The organism is Mesobacillus boroniphilus (genome assembly GCF_018424685.1).
GTDB classification, from domain to species: Bacteria; Bacillota; Bacilli; order Bacillales; family Cytobacillaceae; genus Mesobacillus; species Mesobacillus boroniphilus_A.
This window is the reverse complement of the sequence record NZ_QTKX01000003.1, coordinates 139709-161544: the sequence shown is the minus strand read 5'-3', so window position 1 is coordinate 161544 and position 21836 is coordinate 139709. Positions and strand designations below refer to the sequence as shown.

General features: G+C 43.2%; 27 protein-coding genes. 9 read left to right on the top strand and 18 right to left on the bottom strand.

The window, feature by feature from the left end; genetic code table 11:
* The first annotated feature begins 114 nt into the window (after positions 1-114).
* A complete protein-coding gene (locus DYI25_RS18165) occupies positions 115-2268 on the top strand; it encodes an ATP-binding protein (protein ID WP_213371591.1) in 2154 nt (717 codons plus the stop codon).
* Positions 2243-3637 (top strand): sigma-54-dependent transcriptional regulator, encoded by a 1395-nt coding sequence (locus DYI25_RS18160; protein ID WP_213371589.1) that lies wholly within the window; start codon positions 2243-2245, stop codon positions 3635-3637. Before DYI25_RS18165 ends, DYI25_RS18160 begins: the two co-directional genes overlap by 26 nt.
* 60 nt (positions 3638-3697) lie before the next feature.
* On the opposite strand, the gene DYI25_RS18155 is transcribed toward DYI25_RS18160, so the two are convergent.
* Positions 3698-4213 carry a DoxX family protein gene (locus DYI25_RS18155; protein WP_213371587.1) on the bottom strand — a complete coding sequence of 172 codons (516 nt, stop codon included), beginning with the start codon at positions 4211-4213 and terminating at the stop codon, positions 3698-3700.
* Between the two features lie 350 nt (positions 4214-4563).
* Between DYI25_RS18155 and DYI25_RS18150 the strand changes: the two genes are divergently transcribed.
* Positions 4564-5217: a YhcN/YlaJ family sporulation lipoprotein gene (locus DYI25_RS18150; protein ID WP_213371584.1), complete on the top strand. Its 654-nt coding sequence runs from the start codon at positions 4564-4566 to the stop codon at positions 5215-5217.
* Between the two features lie 193 nt (positions 5218-5410).
* Here DYI25_RS18150 and DYI25_RS18145 read toward each other — a convergent pair whose 3' ends face one another.
* On the bottom strand, positions 5411-5926 hold the full coding sequence (locus DYI25_RS18145) for a DoxX family protein (protein WP_213371582.1): 516 nt from the start codon (positions 5924-5926) through the stop codon (positions 5411-5413).
* Between the two features lie 225 nt (positions 5927-6151).
* On the opposite strand from DYI25_RS18145, the gene DYI25_RS18140 reads away from it, so the two are divergent.
* Positions 6152-6574 carry a DUF1801 domain-containing protein gene (locus DYI25_RS18140; protein WP_213371580.1) on the top strand — a complete coding sequence of 141 codons (423 nt, stop codon included), beginning with the start codon at positions 6152-6154 and terminating at the stop codon, positions 6572-6574.
* A gap of 15 nt (positions 6575-6589) precedes the next feature.
* Complete coding sequence (locus tag DYI25_RS18135) at positions 6590-7057, top strand: SRPBCC domain-containing protein (RefSeq protein ID WP_342032539.1); 468 nt, start codon at positions 6590-6592, stop codon at positions 7055-7057.
* Positions 7058-7264: 207 nt separating this feature from the next.
* On the opposite strand, the gene DYI25_RS18130 is transcribed toward DYI25_RS18135, so the two are convergent.
* Positions 7265-8449 (bottom strand): MFS transporter, encoded by a 1185-nt coding sequence (locus tag DYI25_RS18130; RefSeq protein ID WP_213371578.1) that lies wholly within the window; start codon positions 8447-8449, stop codon positions 7265-7267.
* Positions 8450-8719: 270 nt separating this feature from the next.
* Here DYI25_RS18130 and DYI25_RS18125 point away from each other — a divergent pair, with 270 nt between their 5' ends.
* Positions 8720-8911, top strand: a complete 192-nt coding sequence (locus DYI25_RS18125; RefSeq protein WP_213371576.1) for a transcription initiation factor TFIIIB — start codon at positions 8720-8722, stop codon at positions 8909-8911.
* Between the two features lie 42 nt (positions 8912-8953).
* On the opposite strand, the gene putP is transcribed toward DYI25_RS18125, so the two are convergent.
* Positions 8954-10423: a sodium/proline symporter PutP gene (gene putP / locus DYI25_RS18120; protein ID WP_213371574.1), complete on the bottom strand. Its 1470-nt coding sequence runs from the start codon at positions 10421-10423 to the stop codon at positions 8954-8956.
* Between the two features lie 799 nt (positions 10424-11222).
* On the bottom strand, positions 11223-11543 hold the full coding sequence (locus DYI25_RS18115) for a hypothetical protein (RefSeq protein ID WP_213371572.1): 321 nt from the start codon (positions 11541-11543) through the stop codon (positions 11223-11225).
* Positions 11544-11700: 157 nt separating this feature from the next.
* Between DYI25_RS18115 and DYI25_RS18110 the strand changes: the two genes are divergently transcribed.
* A complete protein-coding gene (locus DYI25_RS18110) occupies positions 11701-12495 on the top strand; it encodes an N-acetylmuramoyl-L-alanine amidase (protein WP_213371570.1) in 795 nt (264 codons plus the stop codon).
* 53 nt (positions 12496-12548) lie between these two features.
* Here the strand turns inward: DYI25_RS18110 and pepF are convergent, their stop codons facing one another.
* From pepF to DYI25_RS18060, 10 genes are all read right to left on the bottom strand, one after another.
* The gene (gene pepF, locus DYI25_RS18105; RefSeq protein WP_213371568.1) at positions 12549-14366 is read right to left on the bottom strand and encodes an oligoendopeptidase F; all 1818 of its coding nucleotides are present in this window, start codon (positions 14364-14366) and stop codon (positions 12549-12551) included.
* Positions 14367-14504: 138 nt separating this feature from the next.
* Positions 14505-15290 carry an SDR family oxidoreductase gene (locus DYI25_RS18100; RefSeq protein ID WP_213371566.1) on the bottom strand — a complete coding sequence of 262 codons (786 nt, stop codon included), beginning with the start codon at positions 15288-15290 and terminating at the stop codon, positions 14505-14507.
* 168 nt (positions 15291-15458) lie between these two features.
* Complete coding sequence (locus DYI25_RS18095) at positions 15459-15734, bottom strand: hypothetical protein (RefSeq protein ID WP_213371564.1); 276 nt, start codon at positions 15732-15734, stop codon at positions 15459-15461.
* Between the two features lie 37 nt (positions 15735-15771).
* A complete protein-coding gene (locus tag DYI25_RS18090) occupies positions 15772-16338 on the bottom strand; it encodes a DUF4256 domain-containing protein (RefSeq protein WP_213371562.1) in 567 nt (188 codons plus the stop codon).
* 95 nt (positions 16339-16433) lie between these two features.
* Positions 16434-16814, bottom strand: a complete 381-nt coding sequence (locus tag DYI25_RS18085; protein WP_213371561.1) for a hypothetical protein — start codon at positions 16812-16814, stop codon at positions 16434-16436.
* Between the two features lie 18 nt (positions 16815-16832).
* Positions 16833-17111 (bottom strand): hypothetical protein, encoded by a 279-nt coding sequence (locus DYI25_RS18080; protein WP_213371559.1) that lies wholly within the window; start codon positions 17109-17111, stop codon positions 16833-16835.
* 16 nt (positions 17112-17127) lie between these two features.
* Positions 17128-17307, bottom strand: a complete 180-nt coding sequence (locus DYI25_RS18075) for a hypothetical protein (RefSeq protein WP_213371557.1) — start codon at positions 17305-17307, stop codon at positions 17128-17130.
* Positions 17308-17479: 172 nt separating this feature from the next.
* Positions 17480-17689 (bottom strand): hypothetical protein, encoded by a 210-nt coding sequence (locus DYI25_RS18070; RefSeq protein ID WP_213371555.1) that lies wholly within the window; start codon positions 17687-17689, stop codon positions 17480-17482.
* A gap of 140 nt (positions 17690-17829) precedes the next feature.
* Positions 17830-18006, bottom strand: a complete 177-nt coding sequence (locus DYI25_RS18065; protein ID WP_213371553.1) for a DUF4083 family protein — start codon at positions 18004-18006, stop codon at positions 17830-17832.
* 30 nt (positions 18007-18036) lie between these two features.
* The gene (locus DYI25_RS18060; RefSeq protein ID WP_213371551.1) at positions 18037-18510 is read right to left on the bottom strand and encodes a DUF5662 family protein; all 474 of its coding nucleotides are present in this window, start codon (positions 18508-18510) and stop codon (positions 18037-18039) included.
* Positions 18511-18701: 191 nt separating this feature from the next.
* Here DYI25_RS18060 and DYI25_RS18055 point away from each other — a divergent pair, with 191 nt between their 5' ends.
* Positions 18702-19778 (top strand): Gfo/Idh/MocA family protein, encoded by a 1077-nt coding sequence (locus DYI25_RS18055; RefSeq protein WP_213371549.1) that lies wholly within the window; start codon positions 18702-18704, stop codon positions 19776-19778.
* A gap of 67 nt (positions 19779-19845) precedes the next feature.
* Here the strand turns inward: DYI25_RS18055 and DYI25_RS22670 are convergent, their stop codons facing one another.
* The 3 genes from DYI25_RS22670 to DYI25_RS18045 form a co-directional block, all read right to left on the bottom strand.
* Entirely contained in the window at positions 19846-19974 is a 129-nt protein-coding gene (locus DYI25_RS22670; RefSeq protein WP_274609533.1) for a hypothetical protein, read from the bottom strand.
* A 320-nt stretch (positions 19975-20294) separates the two neighbouring features.
* Positions 20295-20471, bottom strand: coding sequence for an SE1832 family protein (locus DYI25_RS18050; RefSeq protein ID WP_170029930.1), 177 nt, complete (start codon positions 20469-20471; stop codon positions 20295-20297).
* A 115-nt stretch (positions 20472-20586) separates the two neighbouring features.
* Positions 20587-20784, bottom strand: coding sequence for a DUF378 domain-containing protein (locus DYI25_RS18045; protein ID WP_213371547.1), 198 nt, complete (start codon positions 20782-20784; stop codon positions 20587-20589).
* Between the two features lie 163 nt (positions 20785-20947).
* On the opposite strand from DYI25_RS18045, the gene DYI25_RS18040 reads away from it, so the two are divergent.
* Complete coding sequence (locus tag DYI25_RS18040; protein ID WP_213371545.1) at positions 20948-21823, top strand: MerR family transcriptional regulator; 876 nt, start codon at positions 20948-20950, stop codon at positions 21821-21823.
* Positions 21824-21836 lie beyond the last annotated feature (13 nt).

The following is a 21836-nucleotide window of genomic DNA, read 5'->3' as shown; positions in this document are numbered from 1 at the left end:
GTCCCGGGTACCGCCCATAGCAATTAAATAGTATGGTATAAAGGTAATAGATTATTAGCTGCCCCGCCTCCTTATTTCTTTTGATCGGGCAGGCTGTCAGAAAGGTGAAATCGCATGAAAAGACTTTACCCATCACGATTAACCAAAAGGTTTTTATATCTTACTACTATCATCATTTTTATTCCTCTGTTGATCATATTCATTCTCGCCGCAACTTCTTCAAGAGATATCATAAAAAATCAGACGGAGAATCAAGCGATCCAGGTGACAAGGGTCATGTCCGACAAGACCAGCGACCTATTCAACCTGAAGATCCAGCTGCTGGAGAATATCGTTGAAAATCAGGCTGGAGAGACGCGGAAATTAGAAGGAGTCCTGACCAATCTCGTCGTCAATGATCCTTTCTTTAAAAGGATCCAGATTGTGAATGACGAGAAGGAAAGAATCGTCTATAAAGCTCCTTTTATTGAAACAGATTCCAAGCTGAATTCTGCCGAAGCCGAATTGTATGCTGAGCTGAAATGGCGGCGCAGCTCTTTTGTCGCTGACTCGATTAAAAAAATGAACGGAGAGCCTACCTTATTAATTATCGTTCCTTTTCAGGCTGACGAAGCTGCTGAGGTTGAGGGCGGGTTGATTGCTTATGTCAGCCTTGTCTATTTGCAAAAATACTTCAAGCAAAATGTCATCGGCGACCTCGGGCACAGCTTCCTTTTTAACCATGAAGGTAAGGTATTGTTTGATACGGACGATTTCAGTAAATCCGGAAGCCTGCTTAATGAGTATCCGTTTACGCGAGAGGCTTTTTTGGACAGGACCGGGGTGTACAGGGGTGAGCTCTGGGGGGAAGAGTCCCTCGTCGCCTACAATCCTGTGGATCGGCTGCCGTTTTATACAGCTACCTCCATCCCGCTGACTGAAGCAAATGCTGTCATAGATTCATTGAAGGATATTTTATGGAAAGGCTTCATCCTGATCTTTTTAGCGGCGCTCACCTTGCTCATTTTCGGTATCCGCTGGATCATCAAGCCGATCAAGGCCCTTACCCAGCAGGCAGCAAGCTATGCAAAGGGCGGAGAATGGTTTGTTCCTGTTCTTGAAAAAGAGGATGAGATCAAGACGCTGTCCAGCACGATGAAGTATATGGCTGAAAGCTTAAAGTCGCATGAACGCCAGCTGCAGCTGATCCTGGAATCCTTCCCTTTCGGAGTCTTCGCTATAAATCCGGAAGGCTTCATCAGTTCAATGAATACAACCGCCGGGGATTTATTGAATATACAAAAGGAAAATACCATTGGAAAATCGGTCTCTGTCCTGCCGCTTTCTTTCAGGAATCATTTTGAACAGTGCAAGCATGTCTCAAGGAAATTTGACGGCCTTGAAGATGACTTCACTTTTGAAAATGAATCGGGAAAGAAAGTCATCAAGCAGTCCAGTTCACCATTATTAGATGAAAAAGACCAAGTCATTGGGGTACTTATTACCTTTTGGGATGTGACGAAGGTGCGCCAGCTGGAAACACATATTCAACGTTCAGAACAGCTGGTGGCGATTGGCCAGATGACCGCCGGGCTGGCTCATGAGGTAAAGAATCCGCTTGGGACCGTCCAGCTTGCCAGTGATTTAATCGCCAGCGAAATAAAAGAAATAGTTGTTGCAAAAGAGAGTGATGATGCTTCCGTTGAAATCATTTCCGAAGCAGCAAAGGATATCCAGGATGAGATTCAGCGACTCGACCATCTCGTCAGAAGGTTCCTTCAATTCAGCCGGGAAAACAAGAAGGATGAATCTGTTTTCAACATGAAAACCGTCGCCGCCGAAACACTCCAGCTTTTATCCCATCAATTCAGGAAAAAACAGATCCATGCCACTCTGGACGCTGATGGTGAGGATTACTTGGTGAAAGGTGACAGGAACCAGATGATTCAGGCTCTAATCAATCTTTTTATCAATAGTATTGAAGCTGTTTCCCATCAAGGCCAAATCATCGTTTCCATGGAAAGAACGAATAGTGATACTATTGAAATAGAGATAAAGGATGATGGCATCGGCATCCCGCAGCAAAAGATCAAGCGTATCTTCAATCCATTCTTTTCTACCAAACAAGAAGGTACCGGGCTGGGATTATGGATTACCCATGATATCATCTCTTCCCATAACGGCCATATCGAGGTAGAAAGTGAAATGGGTGAAGGAACCTCATTCCTGATTTCATTGAAAAAGCACAAGGAAGGCGATCACAATGCAAAAAACAATCTTGTTAGTTGAAGATAATGAAAAATTCCGCCGTCTGACAAAGCTGACCTTGCAAAAACAAGGATATACGGTGATTGAAGCGGAGACCGGGAAAATCGCTGAAAAGCTTATGGAGAGCGAGAACATCGATCTTGTGTTGCTGGATTTTCTTTTGCCGGATACAACCGGTTTAAAGCTCCTTGAAAAATGGGCGCCAAATTATCCCGATACCGTTTTTATCCCTTGTACTGCCTACGGAGATATTGAAGATGCGGTCAAAGCGATGAAAATAGGGGCATATGATTACTTGACCAAGCCAATCAAGGCTGATGAACTGAAGGTTGTCATTGAACGAGCTTTCGAATTGAAGCACTTGAAAAAAGAAAACAAAGAATTAAAACAGGCTGTCCAGCAAAAATATGACCTTCACGGCATGATTGGAAAGAGCCCTAAAATGCAGGAGGTATACTCCTTGATTGAACGAGTCGCCAGGCAGGATATCACGATTTTGCTTGAGGGTGAAAGCGGGACCGGGAAATCGCGAGGTGCTCACGCTGTTCACCTGGAAAGTACACGGAGGACTGGTCCTTTCATCAAGGTGAATTGTGCCGCCATCCCGTCGAATCTTTTGGAAAGTGAGTTATTCGGCTATGAAAAAGGTGCTTTTACCGGCGCTGTAAGGTCTCAGGAGGGCAAATGCGCTGCTGCCGACAAGGGCACGCTTTTTCTCGATGAAATTGGCGAGATTTCGCTTGATGTACAGGCGAAGCTTCTGCAGTTTACACAGGACAAAACCTTTACACCACTTGGGACCTCCAGAGAATTTCATTCAGACGTCCGCATCATCGCGGCCACTAACCGAAATCTATGGGAAATGGTCCAGAACGGCGAGTTTCGCGAGGACTTGTATTACCGCTTGAATATCATTGGGATTAAATTGCCGCCATTGCGTGAGCGCATAGAGGACATCCCTTTGCTCGTGGAACAATTTTTGGCTGGCTTTGAAGAAGAACACAACCGAAGCTACTCGATTTCCAAAGAGCTTTTAACAAATCTCACTTCCTATCCTTGGCCTGGCAATATCCGTGAATTGCAAAATGCCTTGTCCAGGGCAACCGTCCTCTCAAGGTCCGGACAATTGATGCTAGAAGATTTCCCTGTGGAGATCCAGAACTATTTTTCAGCGAAAGAGGTTGAGACTCCTGATGTTCAAGTTGAACTGACTGATGATTTCTCCTTGTCAGAGCATCTCGAGCAGGTTGAAAGAGAAGTCATTGAAACTGCTCTGGAAAGCGAAAATGGCAACCAGGCACGCGCTGCCGAAGCTCTCGGCATCACAAGGCAAGGCCTTTTGTACAAGATCAGGAAATATAAGATTAAAAGACAAAGAAGTGACCTATAAGAAAAAGCTGCCGAGGAATTCCCGGCAGCCATTTTATTTTAAAGGGGGATTTAACTATGTTTAAGCAGCGTTGCGGACGCCTTCTTCACCGCGTTTGAAAACAGTTTTGCGGATGAATGGCACCACCCAGCGGTCTAAGCCGTATTTACCAGCGTTGTAGCCTGCGAACAGGATGATGAAGCCGAAGAAGATGTCTGTTGGGTTGTGAGATACTGTGCCGGCAAGGAAGAAACTGAAGTTCATCACTAGACCGAAGAAAATGGCAGCAGTTGTCAGTGTACCAAGGATTAAGCCAAGTCCTACAAGGAACTCTCCCATTGGCACGATGAAGTTGAACAATTCGACGTTCGGAATCGCGAAGCTCTCAAGGAAGCTTACGTACCAGCTGTACACTGCGTTTCCGTCTGGGCCTTTAACAGGGTTTTCTACAGCTCGAGTTAAGAACCCAGTAGCGTCAAAACCTTCCCCAGTCAATTTACCCCAACCTGCAGTCATCCAGTTGTACCCTAGCCAAACCCTAATGACAGTCAATATACCAGCAGCAACATTGTTTTCTCTTAACCACTTTGCAAACATGTTCCTCACTCCAATTAAGTTAATTAGTATTAGTACACTTATAAGATATCAAATTTATCTTGAAAATAGGGGTTTTTGTGAATGTATTCACAATTCTGTTGAAATGTTTTGAACGAATTATGTCTAAGCATTAAATCGTTCTTTAATGAAGACTCTCCAGGGCGTTACAAACTAGATTTGTTTTTTCATGAGGACCATAAAAATGCCAAACCCTGATGATTACCGGAATGACACAAGAAACAATGATCCTTGGAATAGCATTTTTTTAAAAAAATCTTTTCTCCTCTGCATACTGCGCCAATTTCAAGCCATCATAAGGACGAATAACAACAAAACAAGGAGTGAATAAAGTGAAAAAGTCATTAATTTTGGCAAGCTGTGCCGCTATTACATTCGGATTGGCTGGATGCACAGCGAATAACAACGCAGCAAATGATAACAACGACAACGGCCAACAGCGTGTTCAGACAAGCCAGGTTCGTCGTGGCCCGGCTACTGAAAACAACAGACTTCAGCTTGCTGATCGTGCTGAACGCCAGGTAGAGCAAATGGCAGAAGTAGACGACGCTCGTGTCATTATCTCCGAAAACAATGCGTATGTAGCTGTAAGACTGGCAGGCGGTAATAACGACAATTATGGAAATGCTGATGTTAATAATGCTTTGGATGGAAACGGCAGGACTTTTGCTGAGAATGGACGAGTAGACCAGGATGACAACCGTGCTGGAAATGATGGAATCATTGACGGCAAAGGTGATGCCGGAAACGGAAACCGCCAGAATGTTGGCACAGATAGAAATACTGTTAGTAGAAATGGGTTGGAAAGCGAAATTGAACAAAAGGTCCGCCAGGCTCACAGAGGGATTGACAATGTATATGTCTCTGTGGATAATAACGCGTTTGACAGAATGGGTACATTCGCTGATGACATCCGCAATAACAGGAACAGGGATGGCATGTTTGAAGATTTCAGAGACACGATGAATAACTTCTTTGGTAGATAACTTCATCAATTGCGAAGAGGCATAGGATTTAATTTCCTATGCTTTTTTGGTTGCGCGAAAAAAACTTAAAGGATTTGCTCCCTGCCCTCTCGACAAATTATGTGGTTTTATGGAGTAAAACTGAGATTAAAAAAATGGCTGCCGAGAAATTCCCGGCAGCCCAATTATTATATTAAAGGGGGATTTAAGCAAGTTAAGCAGCGTTGCGTGTGACGTCCTCTCCGCGTTTGAAAATAGTTTTGCGGATAAATGGCACAACCCAGCGGTCTAAACCGTATTTACCTGCGTTGTAACCAGCAGCAAGAATGATAAAACCGAAGAAGATGTCAGTTGGGTTGTGAGATACTGTTCCGGCAAGGAAGAAGCTGAAGTTCATCACTAGACCGAAGAACATTGCAGCAGTTGTCAGTGTTCCCAAGATCAAACCAAGTCCTACTAGGAACTCTCCAAGTGGAACGATGAAGTTGAACAATTCGACATTCGGAATCGCGAAGCTTTCAAGGAAGTTTACGTACCAGCCGTATACCATGTTTCCGTCTGGACCCTTAACCGGATTGGCAACAGCATTTTTCAAGTAACCAGAAGCATCGAATCCTTCCCCAGTCAATTTACCCCATCCAGCAGTCATCCAGTTGTATCCAAGCCATATTCTAATAACAGCCAGTAGACCAGCAGCAACATTGTTCTCTCTTAACCATTTTGCAAACATGTTCCTCACTCCAATAAGTTATTTATTATTATTACACTTATAAGATATCAAATTCGGATCAAAAAGAGACTGCGTTGTGACATTAGTCACAATTCTGTTGAAAAGCTTTGAACGAATTATGACAGAGGATATTTCAATGCAGGTCTAGAAAGTAAATATAGAGGAAAACCTTCTTAGAAAACGATTGATTTGAAGGGAAAATGGCTTGAAGGAGCTCTGGTTAGGATGTACGAATTGAAAACAAAAGAAAATGACAATAGTGTCATCGAGTTTATTGAAAATGTCGACAGCCCCAAAAAACGGGAGGATGCGTATAGACTTCTGGATATTTTCACAGAAACCACAGGTTACCCAGCGAAAATGTGGGGGCCGAGCATCATCGGCTTTGGATCCTATCATTATAAGTACGAGTCCGGACACGAAGGAGATGCGCCGCTAGTAGGCTTCTCGCCTCGCAAAGCGAAAATCAGCTTGTATTTTGCTACAGGAGATACAGGAAGAGAATCGTTATTAAAGAATTTCGGCAAGCATACCTCTGGAAAAGCGTGTGTCTACATAAATAAAGTAGCCGACATCGATGTTGATGTTTTAAAAGCACTGATTAATCAATCTGTGGCCTTTTTACAAGAAAGGTACCCGGCTAAATAATAAGGGGGATTTCTGATGGAACCTATAACAACACCCGATCTTTCATCAAGACCGCATGGCTTCAAGGTTGAACGCAAAATGAAATCATCGCCTGAAGTTCTTTTCAAGGCATGGACCGAGAAGTTCGACGAATGGTTTGCTTCACCCGGAACGCTGATCATGAAGGCAGAGGTCAATTCCGTTTTTTTCTTTGAGACAGTCTTCAAAACCGAACTAGATAATGTCGAGCAGCGCCACCCTCATTACGGGAGATTTCTTCGGTTGACACCGGACCAACTGATCGAATTTACCTGGTTGACTGGTGCCGCTGGAACAAAAGGCGCTGAAACCGTGGTGACAATCGAACTTCAACCCAAACAGGACGGGACCCTCTTAAGTCTCACACACAAAGGGTTCCCTGACGAAGAATCCAAAAGCAGGCATGATTCCGCATGGGAAATGATCCTGGAACATCTGGATGAGAAGATGATGGAAAATATGTAGATATTGCATTGAGAGCTGTCATGATTACATGGCAGCTTTTTTAGAATCCTTCTATGTGACCTTTTCCTGGCTCAATCCTCATTTTGGCAGGCCAATGGTTTCCCGCAGGAAATGGAAGACTTGGCTGAGGAAAACGACGTTGAAAAGAACACGAACTATGCACCGAATATATAAGGAAAACCCTCGCCAATGTCAGGCGAGGGGCTCTTATGCATTAGGGGTGAGGCTTTTTTCTTTTTTTCCATGCAGGGCATAGTAGATTATCACGCCGATGATGATCAGCGGAACCATCGCCAGATATAACCCTCGATATCCGTAGTCCGGAATCATGTACCCGAGGAGGAATGGCCCCACACCGATACCGATATCCATCATAATGAAAAAAGTCGAGGTGGCCAGGCCCATGCGATGCGGCGGTGTCATCTTAATGGCGATCGTCTGGGCAACTGACTGGAAATTGCCGTATCCTAATCCGATGAGCGCGGCTCCCAGGAGGAATACCACTGTCGAATTTGCCTGGCTTAGTACATACATTCCAGCCGCAAAAGCAAGCAATGCCGGATAGACAACGCTGTTTGCTCCTTTTGCGTCCATCAGTTTTCCGGTGAATGGACGCGAAAATAAGACGGCCATCGCGTAAACGAAAAAGTACATGCTCCCCGCCTCTATTAATCCAGCCTCCTTCGCAAACGATGCGATGAATGAAAGTGTTCCTGAATAAGCGAGCGCGATAACAAACATGACAATCGATGCAGGTAATGCGTTGGGCTCTAAGTAATTCGCCAAGCTGAATCCTTGGCTTTTACCACCTTGCGCCTGGTAATCCACGACAGGTTCTTTAACCGTAAGAGCGATTGGTAAACAGCTGATCCCGACGACCAGGGAGAAAATGAACATACTCTCATAGCCAAATTCATTGATCATTGGAAGGCCAATCAACGGACCGATCGCGGTCGATAAAATCACGCTCAAGCTGAAATAACTGATCCCTTCCCCTTTCCTGCTCTTGGGAACAACCTGTGCTACAATCGTTCCCGTTGCTGTCGCCGCGAACCCGATGCCGATTCCATGAAGAAAACGGACAATCAGTAGGACATAGATGTTCGACGGTATTAAATATAGAGCAGTAATCAGAACGAAAAACAAAATTCCGCCAATTAGCATCTTTTTGCTGCCAATCCTCGCAATTTCCTTGCCGGCATACAATCTGGCAGAAAGAACCCCGATGATGAAAATGCTGGAGGCCAATCCTGCCATGCTGCTGGACGCATCATATGTGTCGATAGCATACGATGCCATCGTAACGATCAGCAAATACATCGACAGCATCATCACGAAGTTCACAAGCGAAATCGAGACGAAATCTCTCGTCCATAGTTTTTCTTTTTGCATACGTTCACCTTCATATTCATATATTACCCTTTTCCACTTTCGAGCATGGGTCCAGGCATAAAAACTTCTTACCTAACAAAAAGGTTTGGTAAACTATTAATAAATATATTTCGTAAACCGAATTAATTATACCTTTTTAAAAAATAAATGTCCACGGTGATAAGCCTTCATGGCTTTAATCAAATGAATTGGTTATTTCTTGAAACATATTGCATAGCTAATTCGTAAATTCAGCTAATATGAAAAAATGGACTTGAAAGGATGTATCCCATGAACTATGCGAAAGAATGTCCTAAGTGCGGCGGAACGGAAATCGGGAAAGGCAAACATGCTGGATATGCTGTTATGTATCCCGAGAATAAGGTGATGAGTTTAGGCTCTGAGATTTTATACATTATCTGCACGGATTGTGGATACATCATAGAAAGTTATGTGAAGAAGCCGGAGAAATTCAAATCTTGAATAAAAAACAGGCTGCTAGCAATCTAGCAGCCTATTACTCTATTACTCAGACATTATGTTTTCCATTTCTTTAAACTCTTCTTTTACAGCTTTACCTGGTCCGGTTGTGATTTTACTTACAACAAGGACTGCAATCAAGCTCAAGAAGAATCCTGGAATCATTTCATACATGAATGCTGATAATCCATCAATGCTGATCCAGATGATGACGGTAAGCGCACCGACAACGATACCGGCAAGCGCACCCCAGCGGTTCATCTGCTTCCAGTACAAGCTCAGAAGCATGACCGGTCCAAATGCGGCACCGAATCCAGCCCAAGCATTACCAACCAATGAAAGAATCGTATCATTCGGCGTGTATGATAGCGCAATGCCGACTAATGCAACAAGCAATACTGCGCCACGGCCGACCAACACCAATTCTTTATCAGATGCTTCGCGGCGGAAAAACGCCTTGTAAAAGTCCTCTGTCAACGCACTGGATGTGACGAGCAGCTGTGAAGAAATTGTACTCATGATCGCAGCCAAAATCGCAGCGAGCAGGAATCCAGTGATATAAGGGTTGAACAGGATGTTCGCAAACATGATAAAGACAGTTTCTGGATTTTCAAGCGTTACGTTGTTCACCTGTACGTAAGCAATACCCACAAGACCAACGGCCAAAGCGCCAACGATCGAAACGATCATCCATGTCATCGCGATTCTGCGCGCAGGCTTAAGCTCTTCCATTGATTTGATTGCCATAAAGCGGACGATGATATGCGGCTGGCCAAAATAACCAAGCCCCCATGCCAATAGCGAGATGATTCCAAGGAATGTTGTACCTTTGAAAAGATCCATCAACGTTGGGTCGATTCCACTTACAGTATCCATAACATTACCTGGTCCGCCAAGCTCCGTAAAGGCAACGACCGGCACCAAGACAAGTGCAAGGAACATGATGACACCTTGAACAAAGTCAGTCAAACTAACAGCAAGGAAACCACCGAATAGTGTATAAACAATTACAACACCAGCTGTCAGGAACAAGCCCCAGCGATAATCAAGTCCAAATGCTGACTCAAACAAAGTACCGCCTGACACTAGACCCGCTGAAGTGTACAGCGTGAAGAAAATGATAATAACGACTGCAGATACAGAACGCAGGATTTTAGTCTTATCTGAAAAGCGGTTTTCAAGGAAATCGGGGATTGTGATTGAATCATTTGCCAACTCCGTATATGTTCGAAGTCTTGGAGCTAAGATGAGGTAGTTCAAATAGGCACCAATCGATAATCCAATTGCGATCCAGGCACTGGAAATACCTGATGTGTACATCGCGCCAGGCAAGCCCATCAGCATCCAGCCACTCATGTCGGACGCACCAGCTGATAGAGCCGTTACCGATGGTCCAAGACCACGTCCGCCAAGCATATAGTCTGATAGATCAGACGTTTTGCGGTATGCATACAATCCGATCAGGATCATTGCAATAAAATAAACTCCTAAAGATATTAATACTTCAAAAGACACCAAATCTCTCCTTTTCGTTTTCCCTAAACGAAATAATTAACATAGTGGTTAGAAAAGCGAAAGCGCCTCGTTCAGCCCCGACAAGCGTTGGAGGGCCGACCGGTGAAGTCGATCTTTGACTTCATTGGGCGGACCGAATTCGAAATGCGGAGGCGACTGCTCAACTCCGACAAGCACTGGAGGGCCTGACAGTGAAGTCGGTCTTTGACTTCATTGGCAGGACCGAAGCGTCTCGAGGAGTTAGGAGCCTCAGCTAGACAAACGTCTCGAGGGGCTAGGCGCTGTAGCTGGACAATAAAAAATCGGCTAACGTACAAGAATGAAAAATGAATTCTTAAGCATGAATGTTATAAGAGCTATCCAGCCGTACCACACAGAAAAAAATTCTTATGTTAATTATGCCGTCCAAGTTTTTCCTGCCCTCACGGGGCTTACGGTTATCTAACCTAACAAACATTCTTGTTTGTTTCAAGGATGTTACACGATATTACGAACAGGCTAAAACCGCGCCCTGACCATCATGTTAGTAATGGTAACGCTTACAAAATTTATTAAAGTAAATATATTATGAATATTCAGAAACAAACATTTAGCGACTAATCAAGCAGTTTTTTAAAAATAAGAAACTCCCCGAGAAAAGGGAGTTTCTTAAACTTATACACGAAAATTGCACCGTTAAGCGTACTAACTTGCATCTTCTAAATTTGTACGAAAAATGACCGAAAACGCACGCTAAAGAGTAAAATTGCACCGTCACCAAAGAATTAAGTAAAATCTATCAAGTCGAAAAACTAGTAATCTAATGAGATGAATGATTCACAAGATAAAAGGCCATTATCAAACTGCCAACGCCAAGCAAGCTGATAACACCATAAAACACCTTTCTCCACGTCTGTCCAAGGAAGTATATGTTCACTAAAAAATAATAGATCAAAGCACTTCCTGCGATAAATAGGAAGTATTCTATCATATAATCCGGAGGCATTGCGTTCGTAACACTTGTCAGCGCCATTCCACCAAAGATGAATAAACCGATGATATTCAATACCTTTTTTAGACTCGAGTCATCTTCCCTCACTGTTCTAACATTTTTCGTCGCATTCACATTCGTTTCCAACATATCACCTCACATATGTAGACTTATTAACTTTACGATTTAAACAATCAAATGTTCCGTAATAATTAAAATAGCTCTTCCATCCCGGGACATGCACCCGTACCAATACTTTTCTCCTACATATCCTATATGGAACAACCATTAATAAGGAGGAGATTCAATGAAACTATATTTAGATCCAGGCCATGGCGGCTCGGATCCTGGCGCACAGGGAAATGGTCTTCAGGAAAAGAATTTGGCCCTGGATATCGCCCTGAAAATCCGCTCCATCCTCGAAAATAACTATGAAAATATTGATGTCAGGATGAGTCGGACAAGCGATATAACAAAAAGTTTGAGCCAGAGGACGGATGAGGCAAATGCCTGGGGCGCTGATTTTTATATGTCGATTCACATCAACGCTTTTAATGGCTCTGCCCAGGGATATGAGGATTACATCCACAGCAGCCTATCTGACAGCTCTGCTACAGCTAAATACCGTGACATCATCCATACAGAGGTAATGAAGCTGAATCAACTCGATGACCGCGGCAAGAAGAAAGCAGATTTTCACGTGCTTCGCGAAACAACGATGGATGCAATGCTCTCCGAGAATGGCTTCATCGATAATGCGCATGACGCCGAGCTGATCAAGCAGGAAGCCTGGCGTCGAGATGTTGCCCAGGGACACGCGATTGGGATTGCAAAAGCATTCAATCTTACTCCAAAACAAAATGATGATCGGGGAACACTTTATAAAGTGATTGCCGGTTCTTTTAAGGACAGAGAAAATGCAGACAATCGTGTAGCATTCCTTCAATCAAGAGGCATTGAGAGCTTTGTCGCAACGGCAACGATTTCCGGCGAAACTTGGTACCGTGTACAAGCTGGTGCTTTTTCAAGCCGCGAAAACGCCGAAACTCGCGTCCGGGAGATCGAGAGTCAGGGAATCGATGCTTTTATTGTGACTGATTAATATGTAATCCACGGCCGAATCCTGACAGAGGATCCGGCCATTTTTATAAAGCATTATTCCACGAAGCTTTCTTCCAGCTCGGTGATCAGTTTACCGACATAAGCGACTGCCTCACGGATTTGCTCAGGCTTGGACATATCGACTCCTGCCTTTTTGATTAAATCCAATGGCTTCAACGTTCCGCCAGCCCTCAAAACGTCAAGCCATTGTTCAACAGCCGGCTCTCCTTCGTCCAAAATCCTCTGAGACACAAGGGTTGAGACCGTCAACCCGGCTGAATACGTATACGGATACAAGCCCATATAGTAATGCGGCTGGTGCATCCAGGTCAGTCCGGCTCCTTCGTCCATTTCAACGGAGTCTCCCCAGAAGTTTTCAAGGACCTCCAGCTTTAGCTTAGACAATAAGCTCGCTGTCAACGGCTCTCCTTCTTCGGCCAGCTTGTAGACCCTTCGCTGAAGCTCTCCCTCCAGCAGGTGGGTGACAAAATTATGATAATACGTCCCTAATAGCTGGAGGATGACCCAACGCCTTTTCCGCTTGTCCTTTGTATTCGACAACAGGTAGTTTCCGAGCAGCATTTCATTCATCGTTGATGGCGCTTCGATAAAATATCTCGATGGCCGGGTATTGGTCATTCGTTGATTCTTTCCTGCCAGGTAGAAATGTCCGGCATGCCCCAATTCATGTGCAAGCGTGAACGCACCGCGCATCGTATCCGGCCAGGTCATCAAAACGTAAGGATGTGTGCCATATGGACTCGAGCAAAAAGCACCCGTGCTTTTCCCAACATTATCAGCATAATCAACCCATCTCTCGGATAGAGCCGTCTTGATCATCTTACTGTACTCCGGCCCCATGATTTCAAGTGCTTCCTGGACCGTTTCAGCCGCCTCATCATAGCTGGTCTCTATTTTATAATCCGGATCGAGCGGCGCTTTAAGATCTGCATTCGTCATCTTATCCAGTCCTAAAACTCGTTTTTTCAAATTCGCATAACGCCTCATATGTGGGGCGAGCTCCTCCTGGATGATGTCCAGCTGGTTATCATACATCTCCCGGGTGACCTGCTGATCATCTAACAGCATATCGGTCACAGAATCATAGTTCCTGAGCCTGGCCATCGCCACCTCCTGATTCACCTGAGTCGCATAGGTTGCCGCAAACGTATGCTTATAGTGGTTCAATGTCTTGTTAAAAGATTCATATGAATTTCGGCGTACGGCTGCTGACGGCGAAGCCACGTATTTGCCTGAATAGAGAGCAAATGAAAGAGGAATTTCATTTCCCTCGTCATCGATAAAAGAATCGAACTGCATGTCAGATAATTTGCCTCGACTATAAACATTGTACGGAGAACTGAAGAGCGACCCTAACGCCGCGAGCGTTTCCTCTGTTTCCTCTCCGAGAGCGTGAGGCTTGCGATCCTGTAAATCGCTCAAGTATTTTTTGAAGGGGTCCAATCCTGGCTCCTCTTCTAAAAACTGATTTATTTTCCCATCCGGGAGCTTGATGATTTCCGTCTCGACAAACGACAGTTCCGAATTGACTTTTGACTGGACATCCGCCGAAATTGCCGCATCCTTCTGCCTTTCCGGATCAGTATGGTCGACGGATTGCCGCAGATTAGCATACATCGAAACAAGGTTAAATCGCTCCAACAGCTTCTCCTTAGCCTCTAGGCATTCCAGCAGCTCACCTGCACTATCGCCAAGCTTCCCCTTATACTTAGTGACTTCCGGCAAATCACCCTTGACCGCCTTCAGCTCCTTCTCCCAGTCACTCTTCGTTTCAAAAAGAGCCGTTAAGTCCCATGTCTGCTTTTCATCCACATCGTGCCTTTTCATCCGCTCATTCGATTTTTTCGCCATCGTCTCCCCTCCTTGGAATATTTCAGGCTACATAAAGCTATACCACAACATACAACCTATACACGTTGAATATGATGGAAGTTCCATCATATGAAATAGCCTGGCACTCAGCAAATGCCAGGCTCCTTATCTCCACTGTTATATTTCCATCGTCCATCTTTCTTCTTGCGTCTTTTTGAGTTGCTGTTCCGTCTCTTCTGGATAAACCGTACGGAATTTATGGTGATCTGCAGGGATGATTTCTACCATTTTCGCAATCATATCCTCAGGATCGAATTGGTTTTTTAATCCATCCTCCTGCTTTTCCATGTCCTCTTTCCGGGTAAAATTATTCTCCTCATCGTACCACTTCCACTTTTCCTCGGCAGCTCGCTTGTTGAAGCCCGTTTCGAATGCTCCCGGGTTAATCGTTGCTACTTTCACATTGAAATCCGCAAGCTCCGACTTCAATGTTTGTGCGATTCCCTCGATAGCATGCTTTGTTGCCGTATATGGCCCAACATACGGTGTTGCAGAAATACCAGCCATCGAGCTCATGAAGACGATTTTTCCACTTCTTTTTTCCACTAGCTTTTTAGCTGCAATTTGCACAGTTTCCAGCGTCGAGAAAACATTCACTTCAAAAAGTGCCCGAATCCGGTCCATCGGCACCTCAGCCAGCGGACCTCCTTCATTGATCGCCGCATTCGCGACAAACACATCAAAATCATACTCTTTGATTTGTTCACGATCCCGCTCATTTTTTATATCAAGCTTAAACACTTCCATATCAAGTCCCTGCTCCTCAGCTTCCCTCATAAGATCCGTCTTCTGGGAAGTCAGTTCAGTGGTCGCAATCACACGGTTGCCCTTCTTCGCAAGCCCCAGAGAAGCCCCCCTTCCGAGCCCGCTTCCAGCACCCGTGATAAATATCGTTTTAGCCATTTCCGAAACCTCCTATCATACGACCTAATATTTTCATCTTCCCAGGAGGAGGTAATGTGAAACATGGAATGCTAAGCAGAGTAACTAAAAACAAAAAATGCCCAGAGTATTTAATAACTCTGAGCACAGTCTCAATGTATAGCTTATTCAACTTTAGACTCGTTAGTTTTAACTATTCTCATTAAGATTAAACAGCTTGTAATAAGTATAAACCAGGGTAGAAACCCCAATTCCAAAAAGGATGCTTCCAGGTATAATAAACTTATCTGTATTTACTTTCACTTTAAATTGATAAGTAGAAGCGTCTGCTGAACCACCTTGTGCCATTATCCAACTATCGGCTATTAGTGTTCCAAAATAATCACTTAGAAATATTAATATTAGACCGGCGATAACAACAAAAGAACCTAAATTAGTGAGTCTCTTAATTATAATGGAATTCATTTTTTTACCTCACCCTCAATAAACTTTATAAAAAGATTTAGACCCTTAGCGAGCCACGGAATCCCCTTGCAGCATAGTAGGAATCTGCACCATTGTGGTACACAAAAACAGTGTCATAACGACGGTCACAAAAGAGAGCCCCGCCAAGTTTTCTAATATTCTCAGGCGTTTGCACCCAGCTCGACGTTTTCAGATCGAAATTCCCTAGTTTCTGCAGCTCCCGGTATTGTTCTTCCGTTAAAAGTTCAATGCCCATCGCAGTTGCCATATCCATAACGCTATTTTCAGGTTTGTGTTTTTTCCTTGCCTCGAGTGCTTCACGATCGTAGCAAAGACTTCTGCGGCCTTTAGGACTTTCCGCTGAACAATCATAAAAAATGTATTCACCCGTCTCTGGATCAAAACCAACAACATCCGGTTCCCCGCCAGTTGATTCCATCTCATTGAGCGACCATAATTTTTCAGTGTTATCTTCAAGTTTAGCCAGCACTTTTGTGCAATCAAGACCCTCATGTCGGTCCATATTTTTCTCAAATCGGGCTTTCAAAACTCCAAGCAGTTCTTCCTGCTGTTCCCGTGATAACTCTTTATTTCCATTAGCCATATTAATACTCTCCTTATTTTGAGTCCTCATTATATAAGGACAAAATTGTTTACTATTATTATGGTTTCTTTTAAAACGATTATCTCTCCAGTCACTTAATCTATTTTTGCTGCCTTTACTGCTTTAACGGTCCACCTGACTGCCAAAAAGAGATAGAGAAGTGCGGCATATATCATTACGCTTATCATATAAAAGATTGCCTGCTCCTGTGGATCCGCTGCAGATTCTCTAGTGATTCCGTGGAGTATGTCATATACTACAGCCGATTTAAAATCTGACCATATAGTGATTAAAGTGACCAATAACAATGCGAAAGCAAGAATAGCCTTTTTGTGAAAAACCTGTTTCTTTAAACTCACCATAAAAGCTTTGGGGAACGTCCCTTCTATACTAATTTTATTGTCGAAAGGAATCAGGAAATAAGTCATCAATCCTCCCCAGACAATCGCAAAAACCACTATTTCTGTGAATTGCAATCAGATCCCTCCACTTTTTTATCGACTTCCTTGCTTTCCTTCCAGATATTTTTTATATGCACTCGGGCTTTTCAAATGCTCGGGAACGAGTTCCGGAACCTGAACCTGCTCTTGGACCTCTTTTACATCAGGAGAAATTACCGCAATCCTTTTTCGAATATCATTTAGCAAATAGACCCCTCTAAATAAACATCCTGCTATAATTCCAAAAGCAACAATTCCGCCGAAAATTGGTCCCATGGCCAGTAAAAAATAGCCCAGGACAACACTCAATAGTATGGATAAAAACAAGTACATATCCGCTCTCCCTTACCTAATTCAATAAAATGAAATTCCCCCGAAGTTCTTTTTCATTGATAGAGATCCTGACTTTCAAGTCTCTAGTTCGCAGCACATACTCTTTGACTCCGATAAATTCAGATTCCGCAATCAAATAGAATTGTGTAGCTTTTTCCAAACCCTTAAAGTCGTTTTTCAGCATATATCTCTTCATAGTAATCTTGTTGCTCCTGTAAGATTCTCTTCTTCAAATAAGTTCAACAAACAGAAGCGTTAATCCTTCCATGATCCACACTTCCATTGGTTCACACGAAAAAAAAGCCACCTTGGTTGGCAGCATATAATAGAGCCCCAGGCAGCAATTAGCTTTTACACTTCGTATCCAATTAACGTGACGCTTTTGGCGGTTGACACACTTCACATTTACGCTGGTGATTATCCTTAAATTTCTTGAAGGTTTTTTCAAAGTTATTGCCGCATCCGCATTTAAATAGTAATTTTTGCGAAAAACCTTGGTACTCTGTCGTCAGCAGCTTACTCTCCGAATTGTTCTCCACAAACTCTTTAATCTTTCCGATCGTCCATCGTTTGTTCATCTCTTATACCTCCATATATTATCGCCAGGCGGAGGCTTTTCAGGCATCCGTGCAATTATATATAATTTATCATTAACCTAGTCCCTCATTATAACATGTGCCAGCATACAATCATATAAACGTGAGGTGGTAAACTGTTTTTACTCTTTATTGTTTTTTTCAAGCAGCTCAATTATTTGATCCAGTTTTTGCTCAATGCTCTTCTGATTGTCAGGTTTCTTTATTACAAGTGTCCGGACAGCATAAAAAACAGCAGCGACAATACCAATCAATAGAATGAAAAAAATTAACTGAAATAATAGATCCCCAATATTCATATTAACCCCGCCTCAATTTTTTTAAAAAAATTATCCTATAGTTTCTTTAGACTTCGCTTTTCTTTCATTCTTAATAATCATTTCAAGTGCATCTCTCGTTTCAGGATGCAGTATCATTTTATCTGAAAGACTGAGATTCGACAGCTTTACCTTCTTCCCCCACCTTCTCGAAAATGAACGCCAATCACATACCATCTCTAATAGATATTTTCTCGGCATGGGCAGTGCTTGTTTTTGATTCGGATCAACTACCCAATACTCCCAATGATGTTTATTTTTATGTTGATGATGGAGCCAGGCAAACTTCCATTTCTTTTCATCAATAGAATCTATTTTCCTATCCAAAAAGAATTTTTTCGTATAAGGTAAAAATTCCTTTGGATTAAATTTTGATAAGTCATGAGTAATTCCCTGTATGTATAAACCTTCATTCCAACATTCAACTAAAACATTGATTTTATGTTCAAGTATATATAGAAAGTTTCTCCAGCAAGCTTTTAACATAATAACCCCCTACTATACTAGAGTATATTGTCAGTTCATATTCTCCTTGATTGTCTGGTTTTCCTCCTGCTTTATAATAAAAAGGGAATAAACCTGAATAGATATTGAGTTTGTTTCTTAATTTATATTAATTTACATACCGCCCCTGCTGGACTTACTATTAAACTATATTCTGGACAGGGGTGGTATTTTTGGAAAAGTTTAGAGTGGGTATAATCGGGACGGGTTTTGGTGCCAGGGTTCATGCGCCAATGATGGACCATCATGAAGGATTCGAGGTTGTGGCAATTTCAAGTGTATCAAGGGGTAATATTGAGGAAGCACGTAATGCCAGCGGGATTGAGAATATCTATACTGACTGGCGCCAGATGCTCGAACAGGAGACTCTCGATTTAGTGGTCGTTGCTTCTGCAGTGCATTTACATAAGGAGATGGTTGTCACCGCTTTCGAAAAGGGGGTTCATGTAGTCTGTGAAAAGCCGATGGCTCTGGATGATTCAGAAGCAAAAGAAATGATATCAGCCAGAGACAAGGCAGGAAAACTTGGCCTGATCAACCATGAATTCCGCTTTCTTCCGGCTCGTACAAAGGTAAAGGAAATCATGGAAGGCGGTAAACTCGGGGAGATTTTGCACGTCCGTTACCAATGCTCATTTGCGAATTATACTGGCCTTATTTCAAAACCTCGCGGCTGGCTGGGCCAGGAGGAAAAGGGTGGCGGAATGCTAGGCGCAATCGGCTCCCATATGACCGATGCTCTTCAATGGTGGTTGAACAGCACATTTAAAGAAGTGTTTGCCCAGCTTCCCGTTCACATCCCTACTCAGACTGATGATAATGGGAATGTTGAACATCGGACAGCGGACGATGCTTTCCAGATTATCGGGACTTTGAAAACCGGAACTACTGTAACGCTTGAACTCATTTCTGCGGCGCGCCAAACCGATCACACATGGCGTCTTGAAATTTACGGAACGGAAGGCACACTTGTGATGCTGGATGACAAAAAGGTTCTGCTTTCTGCTGAAAGTTCTCCTTTTGAAGCAGTCGAGCTAGTACCAAATATAGAAGCACCTTCAACTATGCCGCAGATCGCCGCAAGGTACTATAACGGCTTTCAAAGGGCATTAGATGCCCTACATGAAACTCTGGTTTCCGGAAAGAAACATCCGTACCTCGCCGATTTCGAACAAGGACATGCAACTCAAAAAGTTTTAGACGCAGTTAGGACCTCTGCAAGCGAAGGCATAAAAGTCGAAGTTAAATAAAGAAGCAAGTCATTATTAATGATACCGACGGATTACCCGGGATGAGTACCGTTTTACAAGCTAAGCTTTATTGGCGACGGACACTTTTTCCGTTTTCCCATCGATATTTGTCCGTCATAGCCTTGATGACGGACATTTTTTCAAGTTCTTCACCGATTTGTGTCCGTAATGTCCTTAATGACGGACACTTTTTCAAGTTCTTCACCTATTTGTGTCCGTCATGGCCTTAATGGCGGACACTTTTTCAAGTTCTTCACCTATTTGTGTCCATCATAGCCTTGATGACGGACATTTTTTCAAGTTCTTCACCGATTTGTGTCCGTCATGGCCTTAATGACGGACACTTTTTCAATTACTTCACCGATTTGTGTCCGTCATAACCTTGTTGACGGACATTTTTTCAAGTTCTTCACCTATTTGCGTCCGTCATGTCCTTAATGACGGACACTTTTCCGATTCCCTACTTTATCTCATAAAGAAGCCCTATCCTTTAAATTAAAGAATAGGCCTGTCATTCTACATATCACGAAGCATTGTGTTCAATGAGCTTAATTCCTCTTCAATTGCGGCAAGACGCTTCTCCAGCGGATGCAGATTGCCTTTTACAGATTCCAATTTTTCGAGATTATGCTGTAACTGCAGATACTCATCCTTCAGTTCGACGATTTTATATTCAATTTCTCTTTTATCCATTGGTTTATCCCCCTGTTTTGACGATTCCTTTATCTAGAATAGCCATATTGGCGTTTTTATTCAAGAAGCATAGACACACAAAAGGCGTACAGACAATTCTGTACGCCTTCCATGACTATTTATTCACTTTTGATAAAAGTGTGATGCTGTAAATGGCTGCAAGACCTACAAGGATGTAGACCAACTTAGCGATTGGGCTGTCCATGCCTCCGAAAAGGCCGCCGACCAAATCCCATTCAAATAATCCAACCAATAGCCAATTTAATCCGCCGACAATAAGCAATACTAATGATACCAAATTTAAAGTTTTCATTCTGACACCACCAATTGTATAATTTTTGTGTAACCTTTTCGAGATTAATTATACAAAACATATACAAAATTATCAAACATTTTTTATTTTTTTTCAAATACCCGATATTAAGGCTTTTGTTTTGTGCAATTTTTGTATAACTTATTAGTGGAGGTGAAAATATTTGTATAGCATTAAGCAAGTTTCGGAGCTGCTTGATATCCCGGCTGTGACAATTCGCGCATGGGAAAATCGATACACCGTTGTCACGCCTACCCGGACAGAGGGCGGGCATCGCTTATATAACGAAAAGGATTTAGAAACACTCAAGTGGATCAAGACACAGGTACACGAAAAGAATATGAAAATCAGTGACGCCGTCAGGCTTCTGCGGGAATCTCCCCCTGCTCCAGCGTCACCTCCACATGTCAGTGACAAATTCGAAGAATTAACGGAACAGCTTTATCAGGCTCTTGTCAGCCTTGATACCCAAGAGGCAAACCGGATTGCTGACCTTGCTTTTTCCTTGTATGACTATGAAGAGGTGTTCCACCACATATTAGTTCAGGTTTTGTATAAGGTTGGGGACGAATGGGAGACTGGCACCATCAGTGTTGCCCAGGAACATTTTTCTTCGCAGTTCATCATTAACCGCTGCACCCAATTCCTGAGGGTTCTGCCTGTGAACCATGCCCTTCCGAAAGTGTTGGCATTCTGCCCAGAAGGAGAGCATCATCAAATCGGGTTGATGGTCTTTAGCTTGTTTTTAAAGAAAAAGGGAAATGACGTGATCTATCTTGGTCCGAATACTCCTCTCGAAGGATTAGAAGATCTGATGAAAATGAGGAACATTTCCGTTGTCGCAATTTCGATGACAAATCCCGCTCCGGTCAAAACGGTAGAAAACTGGATACAGTCATGCCTTGAAACGAACACTTCACTCAAATTCATCATTGGCGGCAGCTGTGTCCATGACTGTCCAAAACTGGAGTCCAAATCTGTCACTTACTCACTCGGCTTTGACTGGGATAAATGGTACGAATCGTTTATGCGGGGTTAATAAAAATTCGCAC

Coding starts and splice junctions, on each gene's coding strand:
- DYI25_RS18165 (WP_213371591.1), top strand. CDS start 115: ATGAAAAGACTTTACCCATCACGATTAACCAAAAGGTTTTTATATCTT.
- DYI25_RS18160 (WP_213371589.1), top strand. CDS start 2,243: ATGCAAAAAACAATCTTGTTAGTTGAAGATAATGAAAAATTCCGCCGT.
- DYI25_RS18155 (WP_213371587.1), bottom strand. CDS start 4,213: ATGTTTGCAAAGTGGTTAAGAGAAAACAATGTTGCTGCTGGTATATTG.
- DYI25_RS18145 (WP_213371582.1), bottom strand. CDS start 5,926: ATGTTTGCAAAATGGTTAAGAGAGAACAATGTTGCTGCTGGTCTACTG.
- DYI25_RS18140 (WP_213371580.1), top strand. CDS start 6,152: ATGTACGAATTGAAAACAAAAGAAAATGACAATAGTGTCATCGAGTTT.
- DYI25_RS18135 (WP_342032539.1), top strand. CDS start 6,590: ATGGAACCTATAACAACACCCGATCTTTCATCAAGACCGCATGGCTTC.
- DYI25_RS18130 (WP_213371578.1), bottom strand. CDS start 8,449: ATGCAAAAAGAAAAACTATGGACGAGAGATTTCGTCTCGATTTCGCTT.
- DYI25_RS18125 (WP_213371576.1), top strand. CDS start 8,720: ATGAACTATGCGAAAGAATGTCCTAAGTGCGGCGGAACGGAAATCGGG.
- DYI25_RS18115 (WP_213371572.1), bottom strand. CDS start 11,543: ATGTTGGAAACGAATGTGAATGCGACGAAAAATGTTAGAACAGTGAGG.
- DYI25_RS18110 (WP_213371570.1), top strand. CDS start 11,701: ATGAAACTATATTTAGATCCAGGCCATGGCGGCTCGGATCCTGGCGCA.
- pepF (WP_213371568.1), bottom strand. CDS start 14,366: ATGGCGAAAAAATCGAATGAGCGGATGAAAAGGCACGATGTGGATGAA.
- DYI25_RS18100 (WP_213371566.1), bottom strand. CDS start 15,290: ATGGCTAAAACGATATTTATCACGGGTGCTGGAAGCGGGCTCGGAAGG.
- DYI25_RS18095 (WP_213371564.1), bottom strand. CDS start 15,734: ATGAATTCCATTATAATTAAGAGACTCACTAATTTAGGTTCTTTTGTT.
- DYI25_RS18090 (WP_213371562.1), bottom strand. CDS start 16,338: ATGGCTAATGGAAATAAAGAGTTATCACGGGAACAGCAGGAAGAACTG.
- DYI25_RS18080 (WP_213371559.1), bottom strand. CDS start 17,111: ATGTACTTGTTTTTATCCATACTATTGAGTGTTGTCCTGGGCTATTTT.
- DYI25_RS18075 (WP_213371557.1), bottom strand. CDS start 17,307: ATGAAGAGATATATGCTGAAAAACGACTTTAAGGGTTTGGAAAAAGCT.
- DYI25_RS18070 (WP_213371555.1), bottom strand. CDS start 17,689: ATGAACAAACGATGGACGATCGGAAAGATTAAAGAGTTTGTGGAGAAC.
- DYI25_RS18065 (WP_213371553.1), bottom strand. CDS start 18,006: ATGAATATTGGGGATCTATTATTTCAGTTAATTTTTTTCATTCTATTG.
- DYI25_RS18060 (WP_213371551.1), bottom strand. CDS start 18,510: ATGTTAAAAGCTTGCTGGAGAAACTTTCTATATATACTTGAACATAAA.
- DYI25_RS18050 (WP_170029930.1), bottom strand. CDS start 20,471: ATGGATAAAAGAGAAATTGAATATAAAATCGTCGAACTGAAGGATGAG.
- DYI25_RS18045 (WP_213371547.1), bottom strand. CDS start 20,784: ATGAAAACTTTAAATTTGGTATCATTAGTATTGCTTATTGTCGGCGGA.